This window comes from Paenibacillus aurantiacus, assembly GCF_042431225.1.
GTDB lineage: Bacteria > Bacillota > Bacilli > Paenibacillales > Paenibacillaceae > Paenibacillus_Z > Paenibacillus_Z aurantiacus.
Map to the genome: position 1 here is coordinate 85,436 of NZ_JBHMDO010000048.1, position 24,773 is coordinate 110,208.

Consider the following 24,773-nt stretch of genomic DNA (forward strand, 5'->3'; position numbering starts at 1 on the left):
GTATATTTCGTTCCCTCGTGTCGGTAAACACCAGAACTCCATTATAGCAGATCGGACCTATGGTTCACACCCCGCGAGCGGCTGACGGGAGGTCTAGCAATATCCGCCAATCGGGCGAAATCGCCGTTCTCGCAAGGCGCGATCCCCCAAGCGGCGCGGATATCCAGCGTTTCGTCCCATATCACGCCGTCTCGCAGCGATAGCATGAAAGGTTCAATGCCGGTCGACAGCATCTTGTAGGTTGGCACATTCCGAATCGCCGAGATTAACGGCTCCAGACACTCTCGCAGCGTTTCCCGATCCCCCCGGTAATAGGCAGATGCATATCGATCCTCCGATGCCGGACAGTAATCGAGGTTGTTCGACTCCAGCGCGCACAATAAAGCAAGGGACAGGGCAGCCTCGCATGCAAGGGGAGAGACGAGCCAACTAGGCAGCGTCCGGTACTCGAATCCACCGTGCGGCTGCTGCCGGCAGTCGCCCATCACGCCGAATTTCGGCCTTCGCTTGCGACCCGAATCCGCTTCGGCCATCGCGAGCGGAAGCGCCACATAGCTATCCAGCTGGCGAAGCAGCCGATTCGTTAGCGGCACACCGCTCAGATGAATATGTCCGCCGAGCGCAAAGCCCGCTACCGGCATCGCGCCAGCTACCCACCGCAGTCCGTCTTCCTTAATACGCATCTGGGCGATCGATAACAACCCTCTGATATGAGAGACGACGATCGAAGGCGCGGCATTGGGCGCCGGTCTCAGTTCCGCGACAGGCCGCGCGATCTTCCCGCCGATAACCATCGCGTCCGTCCCCGCCCCATGACCGCCGCCCAAGTAACGATCGGCGGGAACGACTTTCCCTTTGCTGTTCACGAGAAGAAACTCAGGATCGGCGCCAATGAGAATCGACTCATGGCGCATTCGCCGAAGCGGCGCTGCTATGCGACGCGCCAATCCTTCAACGGCATCCATCCAGAACTCCGCCGCCGGATCGCGGCCAATCTCGCCCGGAAGTCGAACCGCATCCACGATGCATTTCCCATTCCCGGCCAGCGACAGCTCCACGACGCCGGCGTCCAAGCCCAACGTATAGATCGCCCGCACCGCCGTCAGAGCTGCCTTGCGATAAGCGGTCTGCTGCGGATGAAGCGCCCTTTGCTCCAACCGCATGCTCGCCTGCGCGCCGCGTCCCATACCGGATGCCGCTCTATGCTTCGTCTCTCCTATCGGCCGACCGTTCATCCGGCTGTCATCGTGGATCCAGCATGCGTCAAGCACTTGGTCTTGGAGCACAAGCACGCGAATCTTGCGCTCTGCCTGCCAGCCGCCGAGACTTGACGCCTGCGCGTGACGATCGACGCTAGCGCCCAGAGTCACACCAATAAGCTTTAGACGCTCGCCGATTCCCTCACGCTTCATGGCTGCGAACCGCTTGGCATATCCATTCAGCACGAGCGGAGTGCCCCCCGCCGCTAGGGCAGCCGGCCACGCCGCATCGCCGATGACGAGCACGACGTCGCCGGCTTCGGGCAACTCTCCCGCGTGACGCTCCTCCCGTGTCCGCAAGCGACTCCCATCCCAAATCCATCCGATCCCAGGCACGGCCTCTTCCTCCCAATCGTCATGAATGATGCATCACACAAGACGGGCATCCTGAATTTATGAAAAAAAAAGAGGGCTCTCGCCCTCGAAAATGATTCCGCTACCGCATAGGATAGCGTATACGAACCGCAAGCCCCAACTTACAGTTCGTCGTCCAACAAGTCCGGATCCAGATCCTCGAAGTCGCCGTCATCGCCGAAGTCGATGTCTTTGCCATCGTCGTACGCGCTCGGGAAGACCGCTACGACGACTTTCGTTTCGGCGATCAACTCGACCGCAAACTCACGCTCGACGCGGATGACGACGCCCTTGCCGCTGCCCGAAATGTTCGCTTCGATGCAGTTCGGCTCCTGCGTGGCTTCAGCCGCCACCTCTTCCGTGGATGCCCGGTGCTTCGGGTCCAGGTACGAGAGCGGCACGTTCTCCACATAGGAGAGCGTCTCTTTCGCGACGTCGGTTTGCGAGTTTTTGTTGTAAGAATACCAAATGTTAACATCGTAAGTACCGATTACTTCGATCCCGTCCCCGGAACGCACCGCTTCGTACTGGTGGTTGATGATCCAGGCGCCCAAAATGCTCGTGGGATGATGAGGCGGCGTAACGGTGTGAGTTACTGTGGAGAACTTACGACCTTTGCCGCAGACAGCTTTCGTTAATATCTCTCTACGCTGAAGCTGTTTATCTGCAATAGACATTGAGTTAACCTCCTCCATACAATCATTCAATTAAAGTGTATGCAGGACATAGGCGTTTGTTGATAAAACTACGGCTCGCGACGGCGTTTTTTTAGTTTGCCGTTCGCGAACCGCGCGCCATCCCTACGCAATCCGACCTCCGCCTTCATTAGAAGCACGCTGATTCGGGATAACCCGGCAGCAAGCCGGCTGCCTATTATATCGCCGTTGTTTCGCTCACCTTTCCCTACAAATATACGATTGAACATTATCATGTAGTACTCGGCGGGCGTCTCTTTTTTTGCGTTAGAAATGCGAAAGGCTGCGCCGGAAGATTCCGGATGCAGCCTTCTTCTACTATAACGGTCTCGCTCGTTGCACGGGACGACTGCCCATCAAGCGTCACGCCGGGTCTGCCGTCATGCGCGCCGCCTTATGTTTCTTCCACCTCTTGGCAATCGCCAAATAGCGGTTAAGCTCGTGCGTCAGCTCCAGAATCGCGGCTCGAATTTCGAACTCGTCGCGGCTGGCCGGCAGCGCCATCTGCTTGAAGCGCCCTCCAAGCTCGCTCAAATGCCGCTCCACGATGCCTTCATACACATCCGACTTCACCTCGTCCGCCAGCAGATCGAATACCTCCGCAGCCAATTCGCCCTGCGGCAGCTTCTCGTAGACGAGCGACACGCACACCAGCATGTCCGAGACCGACTCCAACTGCAGACGCCGCATTTCGAAATAGGTTCGCCAATACCGAAGTTCCGCGGCGTCTTGTCCGGGCACCCGATTCTCCAGCGCCAGATCTGCTCGCCTAATCCCTTCCTCGATCGCCGCTCCCGCTTCGAGGAGCTCCGCGCCGTCCCACACGTGCGACGGGTCGCGAAGCGTCCGGGCCATCTGGTTGAAGATGCCGCTAAACAACGCTTCCGTCCGATGCCGAAGCGCGGCGAGGTTCCGGTCTTCGCGCGGCATGTACAGCATGTTCACCACCGTCGCCCAGCCTAGACCGACGAGCAGCAGCAGCACCTCGTTCACAATGATCGCCGCGGTCACTTCCGCCTTGGCGTAGACGTGGAAGACGATGACCGCGCTCGTCGTGATGCCGTCCTTCAGCGCAAGACGCGACATAACCGGGAAGGCGACCAGAATGAAGAGCGAGATGACCCAGATATGAAAGCCGAGTGCCGCGAACAGCACCGACGCGAAAAAAAGTCCCAGCACCGACGCGACGAAACGGACGAAAGCGCTCTGAAGCCCTCTCTTCCGCGTCACCTCGACGCCTAGAATCGCAAGCAATCCCGCCGCCAACTCCGGGTCGAGCCCGAGCGTGCTTGCGGTATAAATCGCCGCCAACGCGGCAAGCGCCGTCTTGATTACCCGTATGCCCATAGTTCCTCCACTGCCATGCAGCCCGCGCCGGGCGCGGGCTTTTCCTCCATCCTACCGCTCGCGCCCGCCTCGCGTCAACCAATGTTCGAACGCGGCGACCAGGCGGTACATGACCGTGGCCACGACGGCAATGACAAGCAAGCTGGACAGCACGATCGTGAAATTGAACACTTGGAAGCCATAGATGATGAGGTAGCCAAGACCCGATTTGCTCGTAAGAAATTCGCCGACGATGACGCCAACCCACGCGAGCCCGACGTTCACCTTGAGCTGCGAGACGATAACCGCGAACGAATCGGGCAGAACAACGTAGCGGAAGACTTGCCATTTGGAGCCGCCGAACAGGCGGACGACCTTAATATAGCCAGGCGCTACCTCGCGGAATCGGTTATAGATGACGATCGTCGTAATAATGACCGTCACCGATAACGTCGTCATGACGATGGCCAGCATGCCCGGTCCGAAGCCGACAATGAAGAGCGGCCCGAGCGCCACCTTCGGCATACTGTTCAAGACGACAAGATACGGATCGGCCACGCGCGAGACGAACGAGAACCACCATAATAAAGCGGCGATCGCCGTGCCAAGCAGCGTTCCGAGCATGAACCCGACGAACGTCTCCAGCACCGTAATCCCGGTATGCGGCAGCAGCGAACCGTCCATGAGCGAACGCCATAGCTGGTCGAACAGCTTCGTCGGGTAGCTGAACAGCAATACGTCGATCCATTTGTTACGCCCGGCCAGCTCCCAAGCGCCGAAGAACAGCACGAGCAGCAGCGCTTGCGTGAGCCGCACGGCAAGGGTCGTCTTGCGCGCGCGGGCCAGATGCTCCCTATGCAGACCGGCGACCCATTCGCGGCCCGTTTCGGTTGACGCGGCTACCGATGCCCGTTCGCTCGCTTTCGGATCCGACAAATCGCTCATATCCCTTCACCTCCCGCTTGTTCGCCACGTTCAAGCGCCTCCCACAACGCATCGAACACGCGCTGGAATTCCGGCTGCTTGCGCGCCTCCGTAGGCGGCAATGATCGAATCTCGTCAGGGATGTCGAAGACGGCTTGGATGCGGCCGGGGTTCGGAGCAAGCACGATGACGCGGTCGCTCATCGCGGCCGCCTCAGCCAAGTCATGCGTGACGAGGACAGCGGTTTTCCCCCTGGCCGCGAGCGTCTCATGTACCAGATCTTCCAACTGCAGCTTGATGTGCATATCGAGCGCCGAGAAAGGCTCGTCGAGCAGCAGTACATCCGGCTCCGTCGCGAGCGTGCGAGCGAGCGCGACCCGCTGCCTCATGCCTCCGGACAGCTCGTAGGGCATCTTCGTCTCCGTTCCCGCAAGTCCGAGCTCAACCAGCAGCTCGCGCACCGCTTCAAGCGAAGCGGCGTTCCGGCCGCCCGCAAGCGTCAAGCCAATCGCCGCGTTCTCCAGAATGGTGCGCCACGGAAGCAGGTAATCTTGCTGCAGCATATAGCCAATTTTGGGTGAAGGACGCACGACTCGCTCGCCTCCGGCAAGAACGGTCCCCTTCGTCGGGGTCATCAGTCCGGCGAGGAGACTAAGAACGGTCGTTTTGCCGCAGCCGCTTGGTCCGACGAGACTGACGAACTCGCCCCGCCCGATCGACAGGCTTAAATTTTCGACGGCCAAGCTCGCTCCCTGATCGCCGACGTAGACATGGGTGATATTTTGCAGCTCCAGCAGTGTATCCAACGGCCTTCTCTCCTTTCCCCTCCGATCTTGCCAATCGTTACTTCATCGCGTTCTCCGCGAACGTGTTATCGACCAGATCATCGTGCGCAGGCTGCCCTTGCAGCTCGCCGGCTGAAGTCATAACATCGACCAGATTGTTCCATTCCGCTTCGTCCACGATGGGATCGGTGGCGTAGGAGCCTTGGCTCTTATAGCGGTCAATGACCGAGATGGCAATGGAGCGGTCCGTATCTTTGAAGAAGGGCAGCACGACGTCGGCGATTTCTTCCGGGCTATGCGAGTCGACCCACTGCTGGGCTTTATACACGGCGTTCGCGAATTTTTGGACGGTATCCTTGTTTTTCTTGATGAAACTTCTCTTTGTCATGAACACGGTATACGGCAGCTTCCCGCTCTCCACGCCGAACGACGCGACGACATGACCTTTGCCTTCTTTCTCGAAAATGGACGCTTGCGGTTCGAACAGCTGCACGTATTTGCCCGTGCCGGATGCGAACGCCGCCGGAATATTCGCGAAATCCACGTTTTGAATCAAATTCAAGTCTTTCTGCGGGTCGATGCCCTTCTTCTTCAACGTGAATTCGCCTGCCATCTGCGGCATGCCGCCTTTGCGCTGGCCGAGGAAGTCCTGCCCTTTCAAGCTGTTCCAATCGAAGCTGCCGCTGACGGCTTCCCGGGCGACGAGAAACGTACCGTCCGTCTGCGTCAATTGCGCGAAATTGATGACCGGGTCATCCGATCCTTGCTGGTGCACGTAGATTGACGTCTCCGAACCGACCAGCGCTACATCGATGTTACCGGCCAGCAGCGCGGTCATCGTTTTGTCGCCGCCAGCGGTCGTCGTGAGCTCCACATCGAGCCCTTCTTCTTTGAAGTAGTCTTTCGCGATCGCGACATACTCCGGTGCATAGAACAATGACCGCGTCACTTCGCCGATCGTCACTTTGACCGCCGATTCGCTGCTTCCACCGCCGCAGCCTGCAAGCGTCCCCGCCATCAGGGCAAACGCCAGCAGCAGCGCCCCCGCTCTCTTCTTGCTCATGTCCATTACCTCTGCTTTCCGCTTGGAAGATGTAGTGTAGCCTATGCGGGGCGAAGTTCGACGGTGACTGCGTTCCGGACCGATACCAGGTCTAAAGACCGATTTTCAACAAAAAAAGGAACGTCTCCCAAAATGGAAACGTTCCTCAATTCACCTCTTATGTTACCTATACCCGGCGGAACGCTAGCGAAGCGTTGATGCCGCCGAAGCCGTACGAATTGGATACCGCGGCCGCAGTGCGCGCGTCGCGGCCCGCTCTGGCGATCAGATCGACCGGAGAGAGGGGATCCGGGTTTTCGAGATTCGACGTCGGCGGCAGCCATCCCTCCTGCAACGATAAGCAGGTGATCGCTGCCTCGATCGCGCCGGATGCGCCGAGCGGGTGGCCATATAACCCTTTCGTCCCGCTAACGGCGACAGGGCGGTCGCCGAAGACGGCGCGGATCACCTTCGATTCCGTCACATCATTGAGCGGGGTCGAAGAACCGTGCGCATTAATATAACCAACCTCATCCTCGCTCAAGTCCGCGTCGCGAAGCGCTTGCCGGAGCGCGCGGGCCGCTTGGGTGCCGCTCGGCAGCGGCGCGCTCATATGGTAGGCGTCGTTGCTAATGCCGAACCCCGACAATTCGGCAATGATTCGGGCCCCGCGCGCCCGCGCATGCGACTCCTCTTCGATGAGAAGGACAGCCGAGCCTTCGCCCATGACGAACCCGTCGCGGTTCTTATCGAACGGGCGGCTCGCCTGTTCGGGCGCCTCGTTGCGCGTCGACATCGCCCGCAGCATATCGAATGCGCCGAAGGACAGCGGCGCGAGCGGCGCCTCCGAGCCGCCGGCCAGGATGAAGTCCGCTTCGCCCCGGCGAATGGCCGCAAGCGCGCGGCCAATAGCCACGGCGCCCGAAGCGCAGGACATCGCATTCGTCTCGTTCAAGCCCGTGAACCCGAAGGCCATCGCCATATTGCACGATGCCGCTCCGCCGAACACCGAGAAGCCGAGTGTAGGGGAGACGGATCGATAGCCACCGACGAGAAACTGCCCGCATTGCTCCTCCGCATAGGCAATACCGCCGAGCGCGCTTCCCATCAGAATGCCGGCCCGTTCTGCGTCCGCCTCCTCCGGTTTGATGCCGGCATGCGCCAGTGCCATGCTCCCTGCCGCAACGGCCAACTGCGAATACCGATCCATCCGGTGCGCGCGCTTCTTATCCATATACTGCAGGGGATCGAACCGCTCGACTTGCGCGGCGATCTGGCTGCGCAGCCCGCCAGATTCGAACCGGTCGATCCGCTTCACGGCGCTCTTGCCGCGTTTGACGCCCGCCCACAGCTCTTCGGCACCAATACCGATCGGCGTCACGCAGCCGATACCGGTCACGACCGCTCTCCGGTTACCCATTGACCGCCGCCTCCAATCGCGATTCGGTCGCCAGCTTCAGACCCGCCAGCGTCTGATCGGCGATATGATGGACGAACACGTGCCCGATGAAACCGCCCGCCATGCGTCGGCCAATTGGCGGCTGCTTCCACTCATGTATGATCGACACGTGCGTTCGACTTGGTCCATCCTGCACCAACCGCCATTCGACCTCCATCCCTTTCGTAACACCGCGAATATGGCGGTAACGAATGCGCCCCGCTTCCCGGTCGACCTCCATCGTGCTGATCCACCAGACCGGCCAGTTCATACGCTCGAACTGGCGGTGAGCGGCCATCTCCACGACGCCGCGCGTCTCCAGATCCCCCTCCAGCACGCGAACTTTGCGATAATGCTCAAGCCGCTCCGGCCATAGGTCGATTCGTCTTGCATAGTCGAACACGGTCTCGATGGGACCGTTGATTTCCATTTCGTTCAGCGTCCGCATGGGCTTGTCGCTCCTTTCAATCTCTGTCCTCGTGTTCGTGCCCAATATCTGCGATGGAAGCCGTCATTCGCTCGCGCAGCCGGCGATTCCACCGCAGTCCTCCGAGTGCTCCGCGGAATAATAACGGGTGGCGGGTTCCGTATTCGATCATCCGCTGCAGCCTGCCGCTAGCGGCGAATTCGTCCCGCAGCCGGATGCTGTACTGCTGCAGCGGCCAGTCGAGACCGGACCGCAGCGCGGCGAGCGCAAGCGGTACCGCCAGCTCGGCCGAACGAAGCGCCTTATAAATACCTTGTCCCGTCAGCGGATCGTAGTAGCCGGCCGCATCGCCAATTAGCATAAGACCCGGTGCCGCTGCCGCGTTAGGGCGGTCGAACGGGCCGCAAGCTAGCACGTCGTCGACTGGCTTTGCGCTCGCAAGCTTGTCCGTCAGATATGGCATGCCTCTTGTCGTCTCCCGAATAAAAGCCTCCGTTCTGCCGGCAGCATGTCTCGCATGTTCACCTGTAACGCCGATCGTCATATTCGCCAATCCCCGGCCGACCGGCGCCAGACCGACGACGATCCCCTTCTGCAAATGCAGCTCGATCATGTCGCCCAGTTCCGCGGAGGCCTCCACATGAAACGCGAACGATGCTTTCTTCAGCTGTCCCGAACGGTTCAACCCGGCTGCACGAGCAACGCGCGATCGCAAACCGTCTGCACCGATGACGAGCGACGTACGAAGTTCGCAGGTCCGGCCAGACGCAAGCCGATAGGTCACGCCGCAGGTTCTAGCCCCTTCGCGAAGCAGGCCTTCCACGCACGCGCCTTCCAGCAGCTTCGCGCCGGCGCGAACGGCCTCCGAGGCAAGCCACTGGTCCAGCTGGTCACGCGGACACGACATGCCGACAAGCGCCTTCGGGAACTTCGCCTGAAGCAGCGATCGTCCGTAATGCAGCCGCCAGCCCCGAATGCTCACCTGATCACCCGGGTAGCAAGCCGCTGGCGGCAATCCCATGCGCGCAAGCGTCTCCACCGCGCCTGGATTGACCGACTCCCCGCATGGTTTGCGTCTCGGATGACGCTGCGCTTCAAGTATGACGACACGCAGTCCTTGCGCTGCCAGCATGCGAGCCGCCGCACTGCCCGCCGGACCGGCGCCGACGATGGCGACGTCCGCGCTATTCATGGCCGACCAACGCAAGGCGAAAGGGGAAATGCCGTTTGACGTTTCCTTTGACGTTCGCCCTCGCGATCAATTGGGCGGCTTCGCCTGCCGTGAATGCTCGCCTGACCGACAACGGCCCGTCATGACGAGTCACCGGACTTCGCCAGACGAGCTTGGCCAACAGCTTGGCGGCCGCATAAGCGGCGGGATGGCGCTCCAGGTCCGTCACGACCCAGCCCAACCGGCACACCCTCGACAACTCTTGAAGCACGAGGACAGCATCGTCCTCCACGAAATGGTGGAGAGCCAGATTGCAGAAGCCGATATCGAAAGCGCCGTCCGGATATGCAAGGGCGCGTCCGTCTCCATGCTCGATGCGAATCGATTCAACATGTGCGGTCCGTTCAGCGGCCAGCCTCAGAATGCGAGGATGGATATCGACGCCCGTTATTTCGACCGGGATCACTTGTCGGCGAGACCACTCCGTAAGAGCCAACGACACGTCGGCCAGTCCCGTCGCCACATCCAGCACCCGAACGGCGCGGTGCTTGGGCGCTTGTCGCATGAACTGCCGAATGTGACGGAAGAGCGCAGGATTCCCGCCCATATAACGGTTCACGTGCCACACTTCCTTCAAGCTTCGAGCCAGCTCCGCATCGTCCACGGCCGTGACGTCGTCGAGCAGCTCTTTGTCCATTAATCGCTCCAGTTCGGGTCCCTCCCTCGCCGATTGTTCTCCACGGTAGTGTTGGATAGATTTGCATGAATTATCCAGCATATCTGGAAAAACATAGCCAAACATAAAAAGACGGCTCCAGGACCGATGTCCCGAAACCGTCTTTCCTTATTACGAGCCCCGTTACGAGAGGCGCATAACTCAAGTGCTCTACAGCTTGTAAATATCTTTATATTTGCGCTCCAAATAACGTACAAGATAATCCGGATCCAGCGGCTTGCCGGTAATAGCCGTAATCAACTCCGACGGCGTGCGCAGCTTCCCGTATTGATACACCTTGTCGGTGAGCCACGCTTTGATCGGATGCAGCTCGCCCTTCTCGACCAGCTCCCACACATTCGGCATTTCCTTCTCGAGCGTCTCCGACATTTGGGCCGCGTACATGTTACCGAGCGAATAGGATGGGAAGTAACCGAAGGCGCCGCCGGACCAATGCACGTCCTGGAGCACCCCTTCGCCGTCGTTCTCTGGTGTGATGCCAAGATATTCCTTATACTTGGCATTCCACAGCGCGGGAAGCTCGGCCGCCGTCACGCCTTCATTGAAGATCTGTTTCTCGATCTCATAGCGAATGATGATATGCAAGTTGTACGTTAATTCGTCGGCCTCAATCCGGATCAAGGAAGGCTGCACGACGTTCGTCGCCCGGTAGAACTCTTCGACCGGCACGTCGAGCTGACCCGGGAACAGCTTCTGCAGATCGCCGAAATAACGGTTCCAGAACGGACGGCTGCGGCCGATGACGTTCTCCCAGAAGCGGGATTGCGATTCGTGAATGCCCATGGACGTGCCCGTGCTCAGCGTCGTGCCGTCCAGCTCCTTGCAGATGTTCTGCTCATAGAGCGCATGGCCGCATTCATGGATCGTGCCGAACAGCGCGCTCGTCACGTCGTCGTCCAGATAACGGGTCGTAATCCGCACGTCGCCCGTGCTAAGTCCCGTCGCGAACGGATGCACGCTTTCGTCGAGACGTCCTGCTTGGAAATCGAATCCGATCTGCTCCAGAATGAACGTGCTGAACTGCTTCTGGGCTTCCTTGCTGTACGATTGCTTCAGAATGCTTGTATCCGGCTGGTGCGGGGAAGCGGCAATGGCGCTTGCGAGCGGCACGAGCTTCTCGCGCAAGCCCCCGAACACCCGGTCAAGCTCTTCGGTCGTGATGCCCGGCTCATACATATCAAGCAGCGTATCGTAGCGGGTCGCCTTCGCTCCCCATAGATCGATGAATTTGTTTGTATATGTAATGATTTTGTCCAAATAAGGTTGGAACGACGCGTAATCGCCCGACGCCTTCGCTTCTTCCCAGAACGATTCCGCCTCCGAGGTCAGGATGACGTATTCTTCGTGAAGCTTCGGCGGGATTTTGACGCTGCGGTCGTAGTCCTTGCGCGTCTCGGTGACGAGTTTGCGGTTGATCTCGCTTAGCGACGCCAGTGTTTGGGGCTTCTCCAGCTCGGTCAGCCATTCGCCGAGATCGGCTCCGGTCTGAAGGGCGAACGACTGCGACGATAGTACGCCGACCGCCTTGGAGCGGGATTCGACGCCTTTGCGCGGCGCTCCGGTCCGCATATCCCAGAACAGAACGCCAAGCGCTTCCTCGTAGCTTTTGATCTGTCTAATGCGCTCGAGAAATTTCTCTAATGTCTCTTCCACAATTGCGCTCATGAGCATGCCGCCTTTCGTTATTAGATGAAGACATTCTGTCTACTACTTGATACTACAATTTGCAAAACGTATAATCAACTTTAATTGGTTCGGCTCTTTGCTAAAAACAGAGATGGAGAGGAGCATACCTATGCATTTTACTTTCACGACAAACGCCATCGACCGCCTTGCGCCAGAACTGGACGGCACGGGCAAACAGCTTCGGCTGCTCTACGACACGGAAGGCTGCGGCTGCGTGATGAACGGCGTACCGACTCTGCAGCTGATCGATTCGCCTTTCTTCGGGGACGCGCAAGGCACGGGCGATCCTTTCCCCGTGTGGTACGAGCCGAACTACGAAGTTTTCTTCGAACCGCAGCTGAAGATTGATTTTAACGCGTCGCGCAACGCCTTCGTCCTGAAGAGCGACAACCAGACGTATACGACCAATCTCAGATTATTGAAATCCTAGCTGTGGCAAGTCCGATCAACGAAACCAATTTTGCGGGAGGGGCACAATGAGCAGACTGGAACAGATTTTGGCGCATAACGACGCTTTTGTGGACAATCATAATTACGAGGAATTCCGCACGACCAAATTTCCTGATAAGAAACTAGCGGTCGTCACCTGTATGGACGCGAGATTGACGGAGCTGCTGCCCAAGGCGCTAAACCTACGCAACGGCGATGCGAAAATCATCAAGAACGCGGGCGCCATCGTGACCCAGCCATTCGGCAACATTATGCGTAGTATTCTCGTGGCCGTGTACGAACTTGGCGCGGAGGAAGTACTGATCATCGGCCATTACGAGTGCGGCATGACTGGCTTGAATCCGGAGTCGGTCCTCGGCAAGGTGAAAGACGTCGGCATTCAAGAGGACGTCATACATACCCTGGTACATTCCGGCATCAACCTGAAGCGCTGGCTGACTGGCTTCGACAACGTGAAAGAGAGCGTGGAGAACAGCGTCAGCATCGTGCGCAACCATCCGCTGCTGCCGCCGAACACGCCGGTCCATGGACTTATCATTCATCCCGAGACAGGCAAATTGGATTTGATCGTGAACGGTTACGAGAAGCACCAACGCTAATTGTATATCGTTAATCGCAAAGAGCTTTCTTCCCTGCCGCTTAGGGCATGTAGAAGAAAGCTCTTTTGTTCGTTCTTCGGACGTTTCATCGGCCGTCTCTCGCCTTTAGCGCGGCTTCCCGCGCAGCCAGAACGTCAGTGCGATCGCGCAGACGGTGGCGATCGGTCAACGCTTCTTCACGCCGGCTGGGCGCCCCCCAGACCAGACCTTCCCGGCGCGTAATTCGATCGCATTCGCCCTTTAGCCATTCATCATGAATTGGCAGCTCGACGTCTTCAAAGGCCTCCCCTGCCTCGGCCGCATCGCACCGTTCGATTATTCGTATCATCGACCGGTCGCCGTCCAGCCCAAGTCCGTCCAATGACTCGGCATTCAGCCGCCGCTTCGCTTGGGCGAACATTTTGACCGCGCCGGCCAAGTTGCCTCTGCGGTGATGATAACTGCCCACGGCAAGTTGGATTAACCCCACCCACACCTCGGCCAGCGGATCGCCGGGATGGCTCTTCCAATGATCCTCCAGCAGCTCGTGACATTCAAAATAGTCCCGAGTGGCATGAAACTCCACCAAGTACTGGACATATGCCCACGGATATCGCGCTACCCCATCGCGCTCGCCCATTTCGCTCCCCACCCTGTCCACGATATTTATAGGAAGAAAGAAACTCGTTCTCGCATGAAAGTTGAAACCTTTGATTATATTAGACGTAATTGTACGGAAAGGCAACAAAATCAATACGGGTCCACCCAGGAGGAGAACAACAGATGAAGAAAAGTATGCTGCTTATTATGGCGTTCACGCTCATCTTCGCAGTATTTGCGGGAACAGCCAGCGCAAAACCAAGAGGCGGGTCATTCAAATCGCCTAAACAAAGCTATTCGTCGACGCCTAAGAAAACCGATAATGTGCAGCAAAGCAATTCCGGCACGAAAAACACCACGGGGGCGGCAACAACGACCAAACGCGGATTCTCAAGCGGCGGCAGCTTCATGAAAGGCCTCATGATCGGCGGTCTCGCTGGAATGCTCTTCGGTAGCATGTTCATGAACATGGGCTTCATGGGCGATTTCCTTGGTCTTCTCGTGAACCTGTTCGCCATCTTCCTGCTGTTCGTCGCGATTCGCGGAATCGTTCGCTACTTCCGCAACCGCCGCAAGCCGCATTATCCGAATGATCACCAAGGTTACTAATCATGCGGATTTCGATGGACGAAATCATCAATGCGGTCTGCCTCAACACGGCGGATCGCAAGGGCGTATCACCGTCCGACGTCGAGGTGCAGCTTGCCTGGGACGAGAATTTAGGATTCACCGCTGAAGTGTGGGTTCAAGGCAGAAACCAATATTTGGTGGAAGCGAACCTGCTGGAAGCGATCGAACAGTATATGTACAGGGAATACAACAGACGCGTATTCCGTTCGCAAATCACGCTCGACGTCGAGGACGAGATTTGGGCGGATATCGCCGATTAGTAAACAGATTAAGCCGGGACCGATGGGTTCCGGCTTTTTTTGTCCGGCTTGCGATTGCTAAATATCGGAATATGTCGAATAAACGCAACATCCGCCTCTCTTCTACGTCTAATAGAAAGCTAGACAAACAAGAAGAGGTGAGATGAGCTCGATGATAAACAAATGGAGCGTTCTACTGGCCGGCATGATCACGGCTCAAAGCATCCTGGTTGCAAGCGCGCCTGCTGCGGACGCCGCTACGGATCTAACGACTAAATTTCGCGTCTACCAGAACGATAAGGCGCTCAAAGAATTCAAAACCGATACTCAAGCAATCGCCTATGCGAAGAGCTTCTCTTATAGCCATATCGAAAAAATTACCGACCGCGTCTGGGTGTGGGACAACTTCCCGCGCTACAAGGTGTACGAGAACGGGGTCTCGACGGCTGCGCGCGAATTCCAGACGCTCGAACAAGCCAAAGCGTTCGCCAAAAAGCTGAAGTTCGCGCAAATCCGCGATCTCCAGCAACCGGGATGGATATCGTATACGTACCCGAAATATCAGCTGTATCAAGGCGATAGAACATCGGCGGCTTGGAGCTTCGCTACGCTTGCGGATGCGAAGCAAGCGGCGAAATATTATTCGAATGCGCACGTCATGGATTTATCGGCCAACCAATGGGTGTGGGACAACTTGACCGCTGCGCAGAAAGCGACGATGCGCGCAACGTCGACTCCTGCCTACATCATTACGGTTGCCGGAGAGAAGGCAAACGATTCGTCGTACAGCTTCTTGGCCGACGCCATCCGCGCTTCGGCCGGCATTGCCGGCAGCGCCGTCTTGAACACATCGACCGGGAAGATCGTCCATCAGAATATAGCGCCCTACATCGTCAATCAGAACGGACGCGCCGTTCGCTCCTTCTTTAACTTGGAGAGCGCCATCGTCTATGCGAAAGGTCTAAGCGGGGCGACGATTACGAAAGACGGTCTGGAGTGGTGGACGAACGCGCCATACTTGAAAGTTGTGAAAGGCGACGAAGTGCTGAAGCAATTTTTCACCCGTCCATCCGCTGTTGCGTATGCTTCACAGGTGACGAACGCGATCGTCATGACAGCTGAAGGCCGCGCGCTCTGGAATAACGCAAGCAAGTTGAAGCTGATGGGCTGGAACGGGACGTCAAGTACGAAGACGGTACTCGCGCAAGTCGCCCAGACGCAGGGACTCGACACCACCTCGCCGACATGGTTCGTGCTGACGAACGCAGACGGCACGATGATGGACAACTCGGATCCAGCCGTCATCTCGTCGTTGCAAGGTTCGGGTATCAAGGTCGAGCCGCTCGTGCATAACCAATTCGATAAAAACTTGACACGCGCGTTCTTGAACAGCCCGGCAGCCCAAACGAAGTTCATAACTTCGTTAATCTCGCGCCTGGATACGCTCGGCCTCAAAAGCATGAACCTGGACTTCGAGGGCATGTACGGCGGAGACCGCGCGTTATATACCGAATTCGTCCGCAATCTCACCAAGGCGTTGCACGCCAAAGGCATGACCCTCTCCATCGATCTGCCACGCGGCGACGTGAAGTGGGATGCCAAGACCGCATACGATATTGCAGCAATCGGCCAAATCGTAGACACGGTCATGATTATGGCCTACGATGAGCATTGGAGCGGCAGCGACGAGCCTGGATCCGTCGGCGGCATGGACTGGATCGAAGAAGGCATCAAGCAATATTTGGCGTATGGCGTACCGCGCGACAAAATCATGCTCGGCATCCCGTTCTACGTCCGCGAATGGCGGATCGACGCGTCGGGCAACCTAGTGGATAACAAGGCGATCTACATGAAAGAAGTGCCGCGTCTCATTCAAGAGAACGGCGCAACCGGCACTTACGACGCCGAATCCGGCCAAATGAAATACACGTATACGAAAGACGGTTATACGCACGTCTTCTGGGCGGAGACGGATGCGACCGTCAAGGCTCGCATTGAGCTTGCCCGCAAATATGATCTCGCCGGCGTTGCGGCATGGCGCCTCGGCTACGAAAGCGCCGATCTTTGGTCGATGCTGCTGCAATACAAATAAGGAAACACGCTCTTATTGCTCTTATCAATCGTTAAACAATAAGAACCTGCATGGCAACAAGCCATGCAGGTTCTTCCTTTATTTGTCGAGCCTATTCCGTTTTGTTGTCATTCTGCAGCATCTCCAAATAAGCATCCAACCGGTCGAACCGGTCTTCCCATAGCCGCTGGAACGATTGGATCCAGGTCTGCATCTCCTGGAGAGGCTCTGGCCTTAGATTATAGATCCGCTGATTAGCCTGCGGACGCACGTCCACGATCCGCGCCTCGTTCAATACTTTAAGATGCTTGGACGCCTGCGGCTGACGGATCCCCAATTGATCCGCGATTTCGCCTACTGTCAACGGCCCATCACGAAGCAATTCAACCATCTGAAGCCGGTTGGGTTCGGCAAGCGCGCTCAAAGTTGCAACATCCATCTCTTCGCCTCCGTTTCGTGATGATGATGATGCGTACCTTATGAAGAATATACTGAGACGGGAATATTGTTGTCAAGGAACGATCACCTGAACAGAACAAGACCCCACCCTATGACAAAGGTGGAGTCTACATGATTATAGCATTAACCATCGATAAGATGAAATCATTGCCGCTCTCTTACCGCCATTCTCCAATAAATTCAGGTGCGTCATAATTAAAGTAATCCTCAAGTATGCGATCGCGATCGTCCAGGAACAGCTGATCCGCCACTTCGCAGACGAGACGCGGAACGGCGAACTTCATACCCGAGAGCGCAGAAGCCGAGACGCCGCAGCTGACCAATGCCGAATAGGTGAACGAGAATAGCCCGTACAGCTTCCTCTCGCCCTCTGCGTCGCGACTTTGGAACGCGAAGCCTCTAGACAAATACGGATGCGCATCCATGAGCGGGTTCGCGATTTCTTCCGGCGCCTTGTATCGGTCACCCCATCGCACGATATGGCGTTCCACGAGCGCAAGCTCCGGCCTCAGCGCCGGATCGGTAACAAGCCCCGTGCTAATGATCAGAAAGTCGAACGTGAACTCGCCGTGCGGCGTCGTCACGACTGCGCCATCCTCGCTCTCCTTCACCTCCAGCCACGGCGACGCCAAATGGAGTCTGAAGCCCGGCCAAGCGGAAGCTCGTTCGAAGGTGTCGTTCGTCGGCGGTTGATTGTGCCGGAAGAAATGGGACATAACGCTGTACTTGTCATCGTCCCCGAACGCGGCGAACCGTTCGATCATGCCCGAACCTTCCATCTGACGGATCGGGTTGATGCGGGGCAGCTCGCTTCGGCGGATGAATACGTGTGCCTCCGCGACCCCCTCGCTCAGCGCGAAGTTCGCGTTGTCGAAGGCGGAGGCGCCGCCGCCAAGAATGGCGATTCTCTTCCCTCTCAGCGCTTCGATATCGATCCGATCAGACGTATGGGCGTACAGGCGAGCGGGCAAGTTTTCCTTAATCATCGAAGGCACATGCCATTGACCTCCGCCTTGAATTCCTGTCGCCAGCACAACCTTCCGCGCGAGCAGCTGAGTTGCAGACGCTCCAGCCCCTTCGATATGCAGCCGATGGATACCTTCCCCCGCGGAATCGATCAGCTTCAGCTTCGTGTCGTTCTTGACCGGCAAGGCTAATATGTTTCTATACCAGCGAAGATAATTCATCCATTCGCCGCGAGGGATTTTGCCCAGCGCCTCCCATCCATCCGGACCATGCTGCGCTTCCCACCATGATCGGAACGTAAGCGAAGGAATACCCAAATCAATGGAGGTCAAATGCTTGGGCGTTCGCAACGTCATCATTCTCGCATACGTTTCCCACGGCCCCTCCAACCCTTCTCGGTTCTCATCGATGATCAGAATATTGGATATTCGTTCACGTAGGAGTCCGAAGGCGATCGATAGCCCACTTTGACCGCCTCCCACGATAACCACATCATAAATATGGCCGTCGGGATGATACTTCGGCTTGATCCAATCCGGTCCGCCGTACGCAAGATAGGACAAATCTGCCTTTACGCGAGCTTGTAATGCTTCAAGACTCATGATATCCCCCGCCTTTTTGAATTTCCTCACTTATCGCGTCATATTTAAGAACAAGCGATGTAATTTATATTCTTATCATACGTCTGATTGCAGGTCATTTGAAGCTTATGTTCGATTAGTTGTCATAAAGACTAAAACGCTGCAACCATTCTTGTTCAAAATAACAAGACTTCGGACACGTCTTTCGCATCCCATCCGTCGAAATAAAAAAAACCAGACCCCGCTAGGGTCTGGTTCATGCGGACTATTGTTCTTGTTGAGCACTGCGTCCAGCTGCGGATTGCTGCTCGAACGCTTCGGCTGCTTCCTCGGCGGAGAACTCGGTATCGTTCTCGCCTGGTACTGGAAGCTGGTTCAATTTGGTCGATTGAACCTCGCCTTTGTTCAATTCGTTTTGCGAGTTAGCCATGCGCGCACACCTCCTTCTTTCAGCACAACGGTCTTTAGTTTGTCCGACTCATGGAATATTATGTATGGGGAAGAAGATCCTAAAAGACGTGGTTAACCGTACAGACGATGTCAACTTTTTCGAGGAAAATAAAGGAAAGTAAAAGAAAACGTCGAATGACTAGTAAAGACTCACGAAAGGAGGAGCTGCCGACTGCATGCGTTCACGCTCGGTCTTAACGGGGAATCGGACGAACCGAACTATCGCCGGGACATTAGCGATTGCTCCGATATAGGAATGGCTTGCCTGTTTACATATGATTCCGAATGCCGTACACTCATGGAGGAATCTCCCGCTGGCAAAATTTGTGTCCGAAGTCCCCTTCCCGCTCAAGACCGACCCACTACGTTTGCGCGGACGCGCTTTTCCTACCGAGGACGAAGCGGCGGCGCGTAAAGACGCGTATCATATATGAAAAGCACGGTTTTCGCTCCTCGCACCTGTTAACCCTGCACCTGTTCGCTTTCGCCTTCTATGCAGTCCATCACGATTTCGCGACAGTCTCCTCCGGGCTGCGGCTTCGTTTTTCTCGAAACCGATATCTGTTACAATACGGCAAGCCCCGGCATAATGCATATATACGCATGGGTGGAACGGTTACTATCTTCCCATTACGCCTCTGCATCATTATCTGCAAATCACGCCAGCTCGTTACCCATGAGCCGGCAGCGTTACGAGCTTAGGCCAATTATGACGAGGAGGCACGCCTTATGGCTACGTTAGCGGATATTAATAACGAGATCGAACAGCTTCGCTTGCTGCTCAATACGGTTTCGTCGGAATCGCCTCTTACCGCATCCGTCGTGGTCGATATCAGCCAGAAACTCGATTTGCTCATCCTGCTACACTACGAGTTGTCTCAGCAGCTGCGGTGCGCTTTGTAAGTTGGATAGCACGCTTGATCTATAGCACACAAAAAAATGCAGCTCTTCGGCCTTCCGAAGGAGCTGCATCTCTTTTTTGGGCATACGCGCATTAATGCGCAACCGTGTTGTACGTCATAATCCAGATAGAACCCAGCACGATCGTCAGCACGATCAAGAGGCCGAGCAGCAATGACATCAGATTGTATCGCGGCTTGCTCTCTTCGCGCAAATGCATGAAGAACAGAAGCTGGACCAAAAATTGCAGAACTGCGGTCACGAGCAGCACGACGTTCGCCGCCGTGCCTTCCACGTAGTCGTTCAAGACGAGGACTAAGGGAATAATCGTCAAAATGATCGAAAGCACGAAGCCGATGACATAAGATTTGAGCGAGCCGTGTCCGCCGTGCGCATCATGGCCATGTGCGCCGCCTTGATGTTGTGCCATCTTACATCACCCCCATCATATAGACGATCGTGAAGACGAAAATCCACACGACGTCCAAAAAGTGCCAGTACAAGCTAATCACGTTCACTTTACGCTGCGTGACCGGCGTAATACCGCGGCGCGAAAGCTGAATCATCAGGCCAATCATCCAGCACAGGCCGAGCGAGACGTGCAAACCGTGCGTTCCGACCAGGGTGAAAAATCCGGAGAGGAACGCGCTCGTGCTGATCGTTGCGCCTTCATTCACCATTTTGATGAACTCGGCGACTTCGAGCGTAACGAAGGAAGCGCCCAGCAGGACCGTAACGCCCAGCCACATAATAAGCCCTTTGACGTTCTTCTTGTGCATCGCCAACACGGCAAGACCGCTCGTAAAGCTGCTCGTAAGCAGGATGAACGTTTCGGCGATGACGCCTGGCATCTCAAACAACTCGTGCGCTGTTGGACCGCCATTCGTATTGCCTTTCAAGACGATATACGTGGCGAACAACGTCGCGAACAGAATACAGTCGGTCATGAGGAAGATCCAAAAGCCGAATGTCTTCATCGACTCATGTTCGTGCTCATGATGCTCGTCGTGACCGTGACCGCCGGCGGAATTGCCGCCGTGTGCCGTATCGGTATGGGCAGCCGAGAACGGCCGCGTTCTAAACTTGCGTGTCAACACTTAGTTCGCCCCCCTTAAAGCGGCTTCGGTACGTTTGACTTCGTCGACCGGGATATAGTAATCCGTGTCGTACGAGAAGGAACGCGCCAGCAAGCAGATGAAGACGCCGATCATGCCAGGGATGGCGAAGAACAACCAGTCAAATACGAAACCGAATCCGGCCACAAACCAGCACACCGACATGATGAACGGAATCGCCGAGTTCTTCGGCATATGAATCGGTTCAATCGCCTGCGGCTTCTTCGTGGACGGCAAGCCGTTTGCCTTGCGTTGCTTATCCTCCCAGAAGTCGTCTTGCTCTTGCACCTGCGGCAATGTCGCGAAGTTGTAGAGCGGCGCCGGCGAAGGAATCGACCACTCCAGCGTGCGGCCGTTCCATGGATCGCCCGTCGTATCGCGTTCCATGAATTTGATGCTGTGCGCGATCTGCCATACTTGGAACAGGAAGCCGATGCCCATCAGGAAACCGCCGATCGTGGACACCAGGTTAAGCGGTCCCCAACCCATGTCCCAGCTGTATTCGCTGACGCGGCGAGTCATGCCGTCGAGCCCCAGGAAGTACTGCGGCATGAAGCAGACATAGAAGCCGATGTTCCACAGCCAGAACGCCCATTTGCCGAGCTTCTCGTTCAGCTTGAAGCCGAACATTTTCGGCCACCAGTACGACAAGCCCGCGAAGTAACCGAACGCTACGCCGCCGATGAGCACTTGGTGGAAGTGCGCGATCAAGAAGTAACTGTTATGGAACTGGAAGTCAGCCGGCGCGACGGACAATAATACCCCCGTCATACCCCCGATGACGAAACACGGAATGAACGCGAGCGTCCACATCATCGGCGTCGTGAAGGTAATCCGACCGCGGAACATGGTGAATAGCCAGTTGAAAACTTTGACCCCTGTCGGGATCGCAATGAGCATCGTTGTGATAGCAAAGAATGCGTTCACGTCCGCGCCCGAGCCCATTGTGAAGAAGTGGTGAAGCCACGTAAAGAAGGACAGCACGCTGATGATCATCATAGCGAACACCATCGATTTGTAGCCGAACAGCTTCTTCTTGGAGAATGTCGCCACGATCTCCGAGAAAATCCCGAACGCCGGGAGTACAACGATATAAACTTCGGGATGACCCCACATCCAGATGAGGTTGACGTACATCATCGGATTGCCCCCGCCGTCGAGCGTGAAGAAGTGCGCGCCCAGATAACGGTCAAGGAACAGAAGCGCCAAGGTGACGGTCAGAATCGGGAAAGCAAAGATAATCGTCACGCAGCTGGACAGGACCGACCAGCTGAACATCGGCATCTTCATCAGCTTCATGCCTGGCGCACGCATCTTGAGAATGGTGACGATGAAGTTGATACCGGTCGCCAAGGAGCCGATACCGGATATCTGTATACCCCATATATAGAAGTCCTGACCGACGCCCGGACTATGCGATAGCTCCGAGAGCGGCGCATACGAGAGCCACCCGGCATCCGGCGAACCGCCGATGACGAACGACATGTTGAACAGCATTGCGCCAAAGAAGAACATCCAGAAGCTTAAGGAGTTCAGGAACGGATAGGCCACGTCCCTTGCCCCGATCTGGAGCGGTACGACGATGTTAAACAAACCGAACATGAGCGGCATCGCCATGAAGAGAATCATGATGACGCCATGTGTTGTGAAAATCTGATTATAGTGCTCCGGCTCCAGGAAGTGGACATCCGGCAGCGCGATCTGCGTCCGCATAAGCAGCGCGTCGACGCCGCCGCGGAATAACATAAGGATCGATGCGATAATGTACATAATCCCGATTCGCTTGTGGTCGACGGTCGTCAGCCATTCGCGCCAGAGCCAGCCCCACTTTTTGAAGTAGGTCAGTACCGTGATGATCGCGATGAGCGCCAGGGCGATACTGACATCGGCACCATAGATAAGCGGGTCGCCCGTGACGAAAAAGTCCCCGGCGAACTCTTTGATATTCTCTAACATGCGGTCTCTCCTCTCTTTCCGTTATTCGTGATCCGCATGATGCTCATGATCCATGTCCATATCAGCGTCCATGTCCATGTTCATTTCCTGATCATCGGCAGTTGATTTCGATTCGGTGCTTGTTTTCGTTTTCTCCGTGCTTTCGGCCGACTCGCTGCCGTGATGGTGTCCACTCGAACCCGGTACGGCGTATTTGTTCACAATTTTATCGAAGAGACCTTCCGGATAACCCGAGAACGACTGGATTTCGGCCGTGCCTTGCTCAGCCAGCTTATCGTAGCCTGCCATCGTCAACTCCGAACCGGTACCTTTCACTTCTTTAACCCATGCCGCGAATTCTTCTTCGGACGTTGCGGTTGCATCGAAACGCATCTTACCGAAATCCTTGCCGCTAAAGTTCGCGCCAGCCCCATAATACACGCCAGGATGATCGGCTTGCAGGAACAGCGTCATCGCCATGCCCGACATGGTGTAGATTTGGCCGCCGAGCTGCGGAATCCAGAAGGAATTCATCGGCGCGTCGCTCGTCAGTTTGAATTCGATCGGCCGGTCTTCCGGAAACTTCACGTAGTTGACAGTCGCGATATCCTGTTCCGGATACGTGAACAGCCACTTCCAGTCAAGGGACGTAACCTCGATGACCAGCGGTTCCTTCTCGGACTCGAGCGGCTTCGATGGCTCCAGATGGTACGTGTAGCGTACCGTCACGACGGCGAGAATGACGATGATGACAATCGGAATGCCCCACCAAATCGTCTCTAATTTCGTGCTATGCTCCCATTTCGGCTTATACGCCGCTTTGTTGCCCGGTTTGTCCCGGTAACGCCATACGATGATGGCGGCCAAAATCAGGACAGGCACGATAATGACCGCGCATAGCAGCGTCGAAATCCAGATCAAATCCCGCTGCGAATCGCCTACCGGTCCCTTGGGATCAAGCACCATAGGATTACAGCCCGACAGCAGAACCATCGTCAGCGTCAGCATGAAGGCTGCGGTGATTCGTTTCATTGCGCTGCGCTTCTTCACTTTCTCATCTCCTTACGGCCGTTCATTGTGGTCGAACTTTGTGAAATTTGTTTCATGCCATAACCATAACAGAAGTCTTCTCACTTTTCCTTATCGTTAACAAATGCGTCAACGAAAATTAGATTTTCTGTAATATTTCCTTCACCATTTCGACGATATTTACTTTTAACCGCGCCAAACGCAAAGGAACCCCCCGGTTGTCCCGGGAGGTTCCTGCTTCAAGCGAATGCTTGTCAATATGCGGTTGCTGCTATTCGATCCAGCGTTTGTTAGATGCGCTGCTCACTGTCGGAACCTTGTTTGCGGTTCTCCACCATATTGATCGCCGTGCCGATCGTATAAATAAATACGCTGCCGACTAGAAATCCGATTCCCACCATGAGCGTAAGGTTCTTGTCGCTAAAGTGGCTTAGGTTCCAAATACACATGATAACGCCGATTGCCAGACACAACCAGGCCATAATATTCATCGTCGAGAAAATCCGTTTCACATCGCGCACTTCATTGTTCATGCTGGTCAACTCCCGTTCGGTAAAGTAAACGCTTCCTATGCCCCTATTATACCTCATTTTCGCGATTTGTGTTCAAATATTTTTCACATTTTGCTCGAAATTCGGACAAAATTTTCGGAAGCGAAGGCTTGAAAAGCCATGATAATGGTCTTTACCCATAATATAGGGTAGTTACTCCCTTTAGTTTCACCCTCCCCCCACCCCCTCCGCCGAGTGGGATCCAAGGGCTGAGCGGTTGCTTCCGAAGTAGTTTTCCTCCGGAAAACTTTTACCTCTGGACACCCGGTTTCGTGCTGGCACACTTGTCAATGGTTGGCGGTTCGTTTCGAGCGTGGCACGCTTTTGTCCTTACGGACAAAGCTTACTTTTGAAACTTCATTAAAAAATTTCTGAA

General features: G+C 56.0%; 26 protein-coding genes. 6 read left to right on the top strand and 20 right to left on the bottom strand.

Annotated elements, in window-relative coordinates:
* Positions 1–41: 41 nt before the first annotated feature.
* The 11 genes from ACFFSY_RS31435 to ACFFSY_RS31485 form a co-directional block, all read right to left on the bottom strand.
* Entirely contained in the window at positions 42–1,559 is a 1,518-nt protein-coding gene (locus tag ACFFSY_RS31435; RefSeq protein ID WP_377501736.1) for a putative amidoligase domain-containing protein, read from the bottom strand.
* A 176-nt stretch (positions 1,560–1,735) separates the two neighbouring features.
* Positions 1,736–2,290, bottom strand: coding sequence for an outer spore coat protein CotE (locus ACFFSY_RS31440; RefSeq protein ID WP_377501738.1), 555 nt, complete (start codon positions 2,288–2,290; stop codon positions 1,736–1,738).
* A 381-nt stretch (positions 2,291–2,671) separates the two neighbouring features.
* Positions 2,672–3,655, bottom strand: a complete 984-nt coding sequence (locus tag ACFFSY_RS31445; RefSeq protein ID WP_377501740.1) for an aromatic acid exporter family protein — start codon at positions 3,653–3,655, stop codon at positions 2,672–2,674.
* Between the two features lie 51 nt (positions 3,656–3,706).
* Positions 3,707–4,579 carry an ABC transporter permease gene (locus tag ACFFSY_RS31450; RefSeq protein WP_377501741.1) on the bottom strand — a complete coding sequence of 291 codons (873 nt, stop codon included), beginning with the start codon at positions 4,577–4,579 and terminating at the stop codon, positions 3,707–3,709.
* Entirely contained in the window at positions 4,576–5,364 is a 789-nt protein-coding gene (locus tag ACFFSY_RS31455) for an ABC transporter ATP-binding protein (protein WP_377501743.1), read from the bottom strand. The genes ACFFSY_RS31450 and ACFFSY_RS31455 overlap by 4 nt, the downstream gene beginning before the upstream one ends.
* Before the next feature lie 37 nt (positions 5,365–5,401).
* A complete protein-coding gene (locus ACFFSY_RS31460; RefSeq protein WP_377501745.1) occupies positions 5,402–6,406 on the bottom strand; it encodes an ABC transporter substrate-binding protein in 1,005 nt (334 codons plus the stop codon).
* Between the two features lie 166 nt (positions 6,407–6,572).
* Complete coding sequence (locus ACFFSY_RS31465; protein ID WP_377501747.1) at positions 6,573–7,805, bottom strand: beta-ketoacyl-[acyl-carrier-protein] synthase family protein; 1,233 nt, start codon at positions 7,803–7,805, stop codon at positions 6,573–6,575.
* Complete coding sequence (locus tag ACFFSY_RS31470; protein WP_377501749.1) at positions 7,798–8,271, bottom strand: SRPBCC family protein; 474 nt, start codon at positions 8,269–8,271, stop codon at positions 7,798–7,800. The genes ACFFSY_RS31465 and ACFFSY_RS31470 overlap by 8 nt, the downstream gene beginning before the upstream one ends.
* A 16-nt stretch (positions 8,272–8,287) precedes the next feature.
* Complete coding sequence (locus ACFFSY_RS31475) at positions 8,288–9,442, bottom strand: NAD(P)/FAD-dependent oxidoreductase (protein ID WP_377501750.1); 1,155 nt, start codon at positions 9,440–9,442, stop codon at positions 8,288–8,290.
* Positions 9,435–10,118 carry a methyltransferase domain-containing protein gene (locus ACFFSY_RS31480; RefSeq protein WP_377501752.1) on the bottom strand — a complete coding sequence of 228 codons (684 nt, stop codon included), beginning with the start codon at positions 10,116–10,118 and terminating at the stop codon, positions 9,435–9,437. The genes ACFFSY_RS31475 and ACFFSY_RS31480 overlap by 8 nt, the downstream gene beginning before the upstream one ends.
* A 189-nt stretch (positions 10,119–10,307) precedes the next feature.
* On the bottom strand, positions 10,308–11,822 hold the full coding sequence (locus ACFFSY_RS31485; protein ID WP_377501754.1) for a carboxypeptidase M32: 1,515 nt from the start codon (positions 11,820–11,822) through the stop codon (positions 10,308–10,310).
* Between the two features lie 130 nt (positions 11,823–11,952).
* Between ACFFSY_RS31485 and ACFFSY_RS31490 the strand changes: the two genes are divergently transcribed.
* Both ACFFSY_RS31490 and ACFFSY_RS31495 read left to right on the top strand, forming a co-directional pair.
* Positions 11,953–12,273 (top strand): iron-sulfur cluster biosynthesis family protein, encoded by a 321-nt coding sequence (locus ACFFSY_RS31490; protein ID WP_377501756.1) that lies wholly within the window; start codon positions 11,953–11,955, stop codon positions 12,271–12,273.
* Between the two features lie 46 nt (positions 12,274–12,319).
* Entirely contained in the window at positions 12,320–12,892 is a 573-nt protein-coding gene (locus ACFFSY_RS31495; RefSeq protein ID WP_377501758.1) for a beta-class carbonic anhydrase, read from the top strand.
* Positions 12,893–12,977: 85 nt separating this feature from the next.
* Here ACFFSY_RS31495 and ACFFSY_RS31500 read toward each other — a convergent pair whose 3' ends face one another.
* On the bottom strand, positions 12,978–13,511 hold the full coding sequence (locus tag ACFFSY_RS31500; RefSeq protein WP_377501760.1) for a DUF309 domain-containing protein: 534 nt from the start codon (positions 13,509–13,511) through the stop codon (positions 12,978–12,980).
* A gap of 143 nt (positions 13,512–13,654) precedes the next feature.
* On the opposite strand from ACFFSY_RS31500, the gene ACFFSY_RS31505 reads away from it, so the two are divergent.
* The 3 genes from ACFFSY_RS31505 to ACFFSY_RS31515 all read left to right on the top strand — a co-directional run bounded on the left by ACFFSY_RS31505 (position 13,655) and on the right by ACFFSY_RS31515 (position 16,432).
* Positions 13,655–14,080 carry a hypothetical protein gene (locus ACFFSY_RS31505; protein ID WP_377501762.1) on the top strand — a complete coding sequence of 142 codons (426 nt, stop codon included), beginning with the start codon at positions 13,655–13,657 and terminating at the stop codon, positions 14,078–14,080.
* A 2-nt stretch (positions 14,081–14,082) separates the two neighbouring features.
* Entirely contained in the window at positions 14,083–14,361 is a 279-nt protein-coding gene (locus ACFFSY_RS31510; RefSeq protein WP_377501764.1) for a YxcD family protein, read from the top strand.
* Between the two features lie 151 nt (positions 14,362–14,512).
* Positions 14,513–16,432, top strand: a complete 1,920-nt coding sequence (locus ACFFSY_RS31515) for a glycosyl hydrolase family 18 protein (protein ID WP_377501766.1) — start codon at positions 14,513–14,515, stop codon at positions 16,430–16,432.
* A 91-nt stretch (positions 16,433–16,523) separates the two neighbouring features.
* Here the strand turns inward: ACFFSY_RS31515 and ACFFSY_RS31520 are convergent, their stop codons facing one another.
* From ACFFSY_RS31520 to ACFFSY_RS31530, 3 genes are all read right to left on the bottom strand, one after another.
* Positions 16,524–16,850 carry an ArsR/SmtB family transcription factor gene (locus ACFFSY_RS31520; RefSeq protein WP_377501768.1) on the bottom strand — a complete coding sequence of 109 codons (327 nt, stop codon included), beginning with the start codon at positions 16,848–16,850 and terminating at the stop codon, positions 16,524–16,526.
* Positions 16,851–17,028: 178 nt separating this feature from the next.
* Positions 17,029–18,438 (bottom strand): FAD/NAD(P)-binding protein, encoded by a 1,410-nt coding sequence (locus ACFFSY_RS31525; protein WP_377501770.1) that lies wholly within the window; start codon positions 18,436–18,438, stop codon positions 17,029–17,031.
* Positions 18,439–18,682: 244 nt separating this feature from the next.
* Positions 18,683–18,847: a hypothetical protein gene (locus tag ACFFSY_RS31530; protein ID WP_377501772.1), complete on the bottom strand. Its 165-nt coding sequence runs from the start codon at positions 18,845–18,847 to the stop codon at positions 18,683–18,685.
* A gap of 749 nt (positions 18,848–19,596) precedes the next feature.
* Here ACFFSY_RS31530 and ACFFSY_RS31535 point away from each other — a divergent pair.
* The gene (locus ACFFSY_RS31535; RefSeq protein ID WP_377501774.1) at positions 19,597–19,770 is read left to right on the top strand and encodes a Spo0E family sporulation regulatory protein-aspartic acid phosphatase; all 174 of its coding nucleotides are present in this window, start codon (positions 19,597–19,599) and stop codon (positions 19,768–19,770) included.
* Positions 19,771–19,861: 91 nt separating this feature from the next.
* Here ACFFSY_RS31535 and cyoD read toward each other — a convergent pair whose 3' ends face one another.
* The 5 genes from cyoD to ACFFSY_RS31560 all read right to left on the bottom strand — a co-directional run bounded on the left by cyoD (position 19,862) and on the right by ACFFSY_RS31560 (position 24,379).
* The gene (gene cyoD / locus ACFFSY_RS31540; RefSeq protein ID WP_377501776.1) at positions 19,862–20,197 is read right to left on the bottom strand and encodes a cytochrome o ubiquinol oxidase subunit IV; all 336 of its coding nucleotides are present in this window, start codon (positions 20,195–20,197) and stop codon (positions 19,862–19,864) included.
* Between the two features lies 1 nt (position 20,198).
* On the bottom strand, positions 20,199–20,864 hold the full coding sequence (cyoC, locus tag ACFFSY_RS31545; protein WP_377501778.1) for a cytochrome o ubiquinol oxidase subunit III: 666 nt from the start codon (positions 20,862–20,864) through the stop codon (positions 20,199–20,201).
* Positions 20,865–22,838: a cbb3-type cytochrome c oxidase subunit I gene (locus ACFFSY_RS31550; protein ID WP_377501780.1), complete on the bottom strand. Its 1,974-nt coding sequence runs from the start codon at positions 22,836–22,838 to the stop codon at positions 20,865–20,867. It lies immediately after the preceding gene.
* Between the two features lie 21 nt (positions 22,839–22,859).
* A complete protein-coding gene (gene cyoA / locus ACFFSY_RS31555; protein ID WP_377502137.1) occupies positions 22,860–23,849 on the bottom strand; it encodes a ubiquinol oxidase subunit II in 990 nt (329 codons plus the stop codon).
* Positions 23,850–24,136: 287 nt separating this feature from the next.
* On the bottom strand, positions 24,137–24,379 hold the full coding sequence (locus tag ACFFSY_RS31560; protein WP_377501782.1) for a hypothetical protein: 243 nt from the start codon (positions 24,377–24,379) through the stop codon (positions 24,137–24,139).
* Positions 24,380–24,773 lie beyond the last annotated feature (394 nt).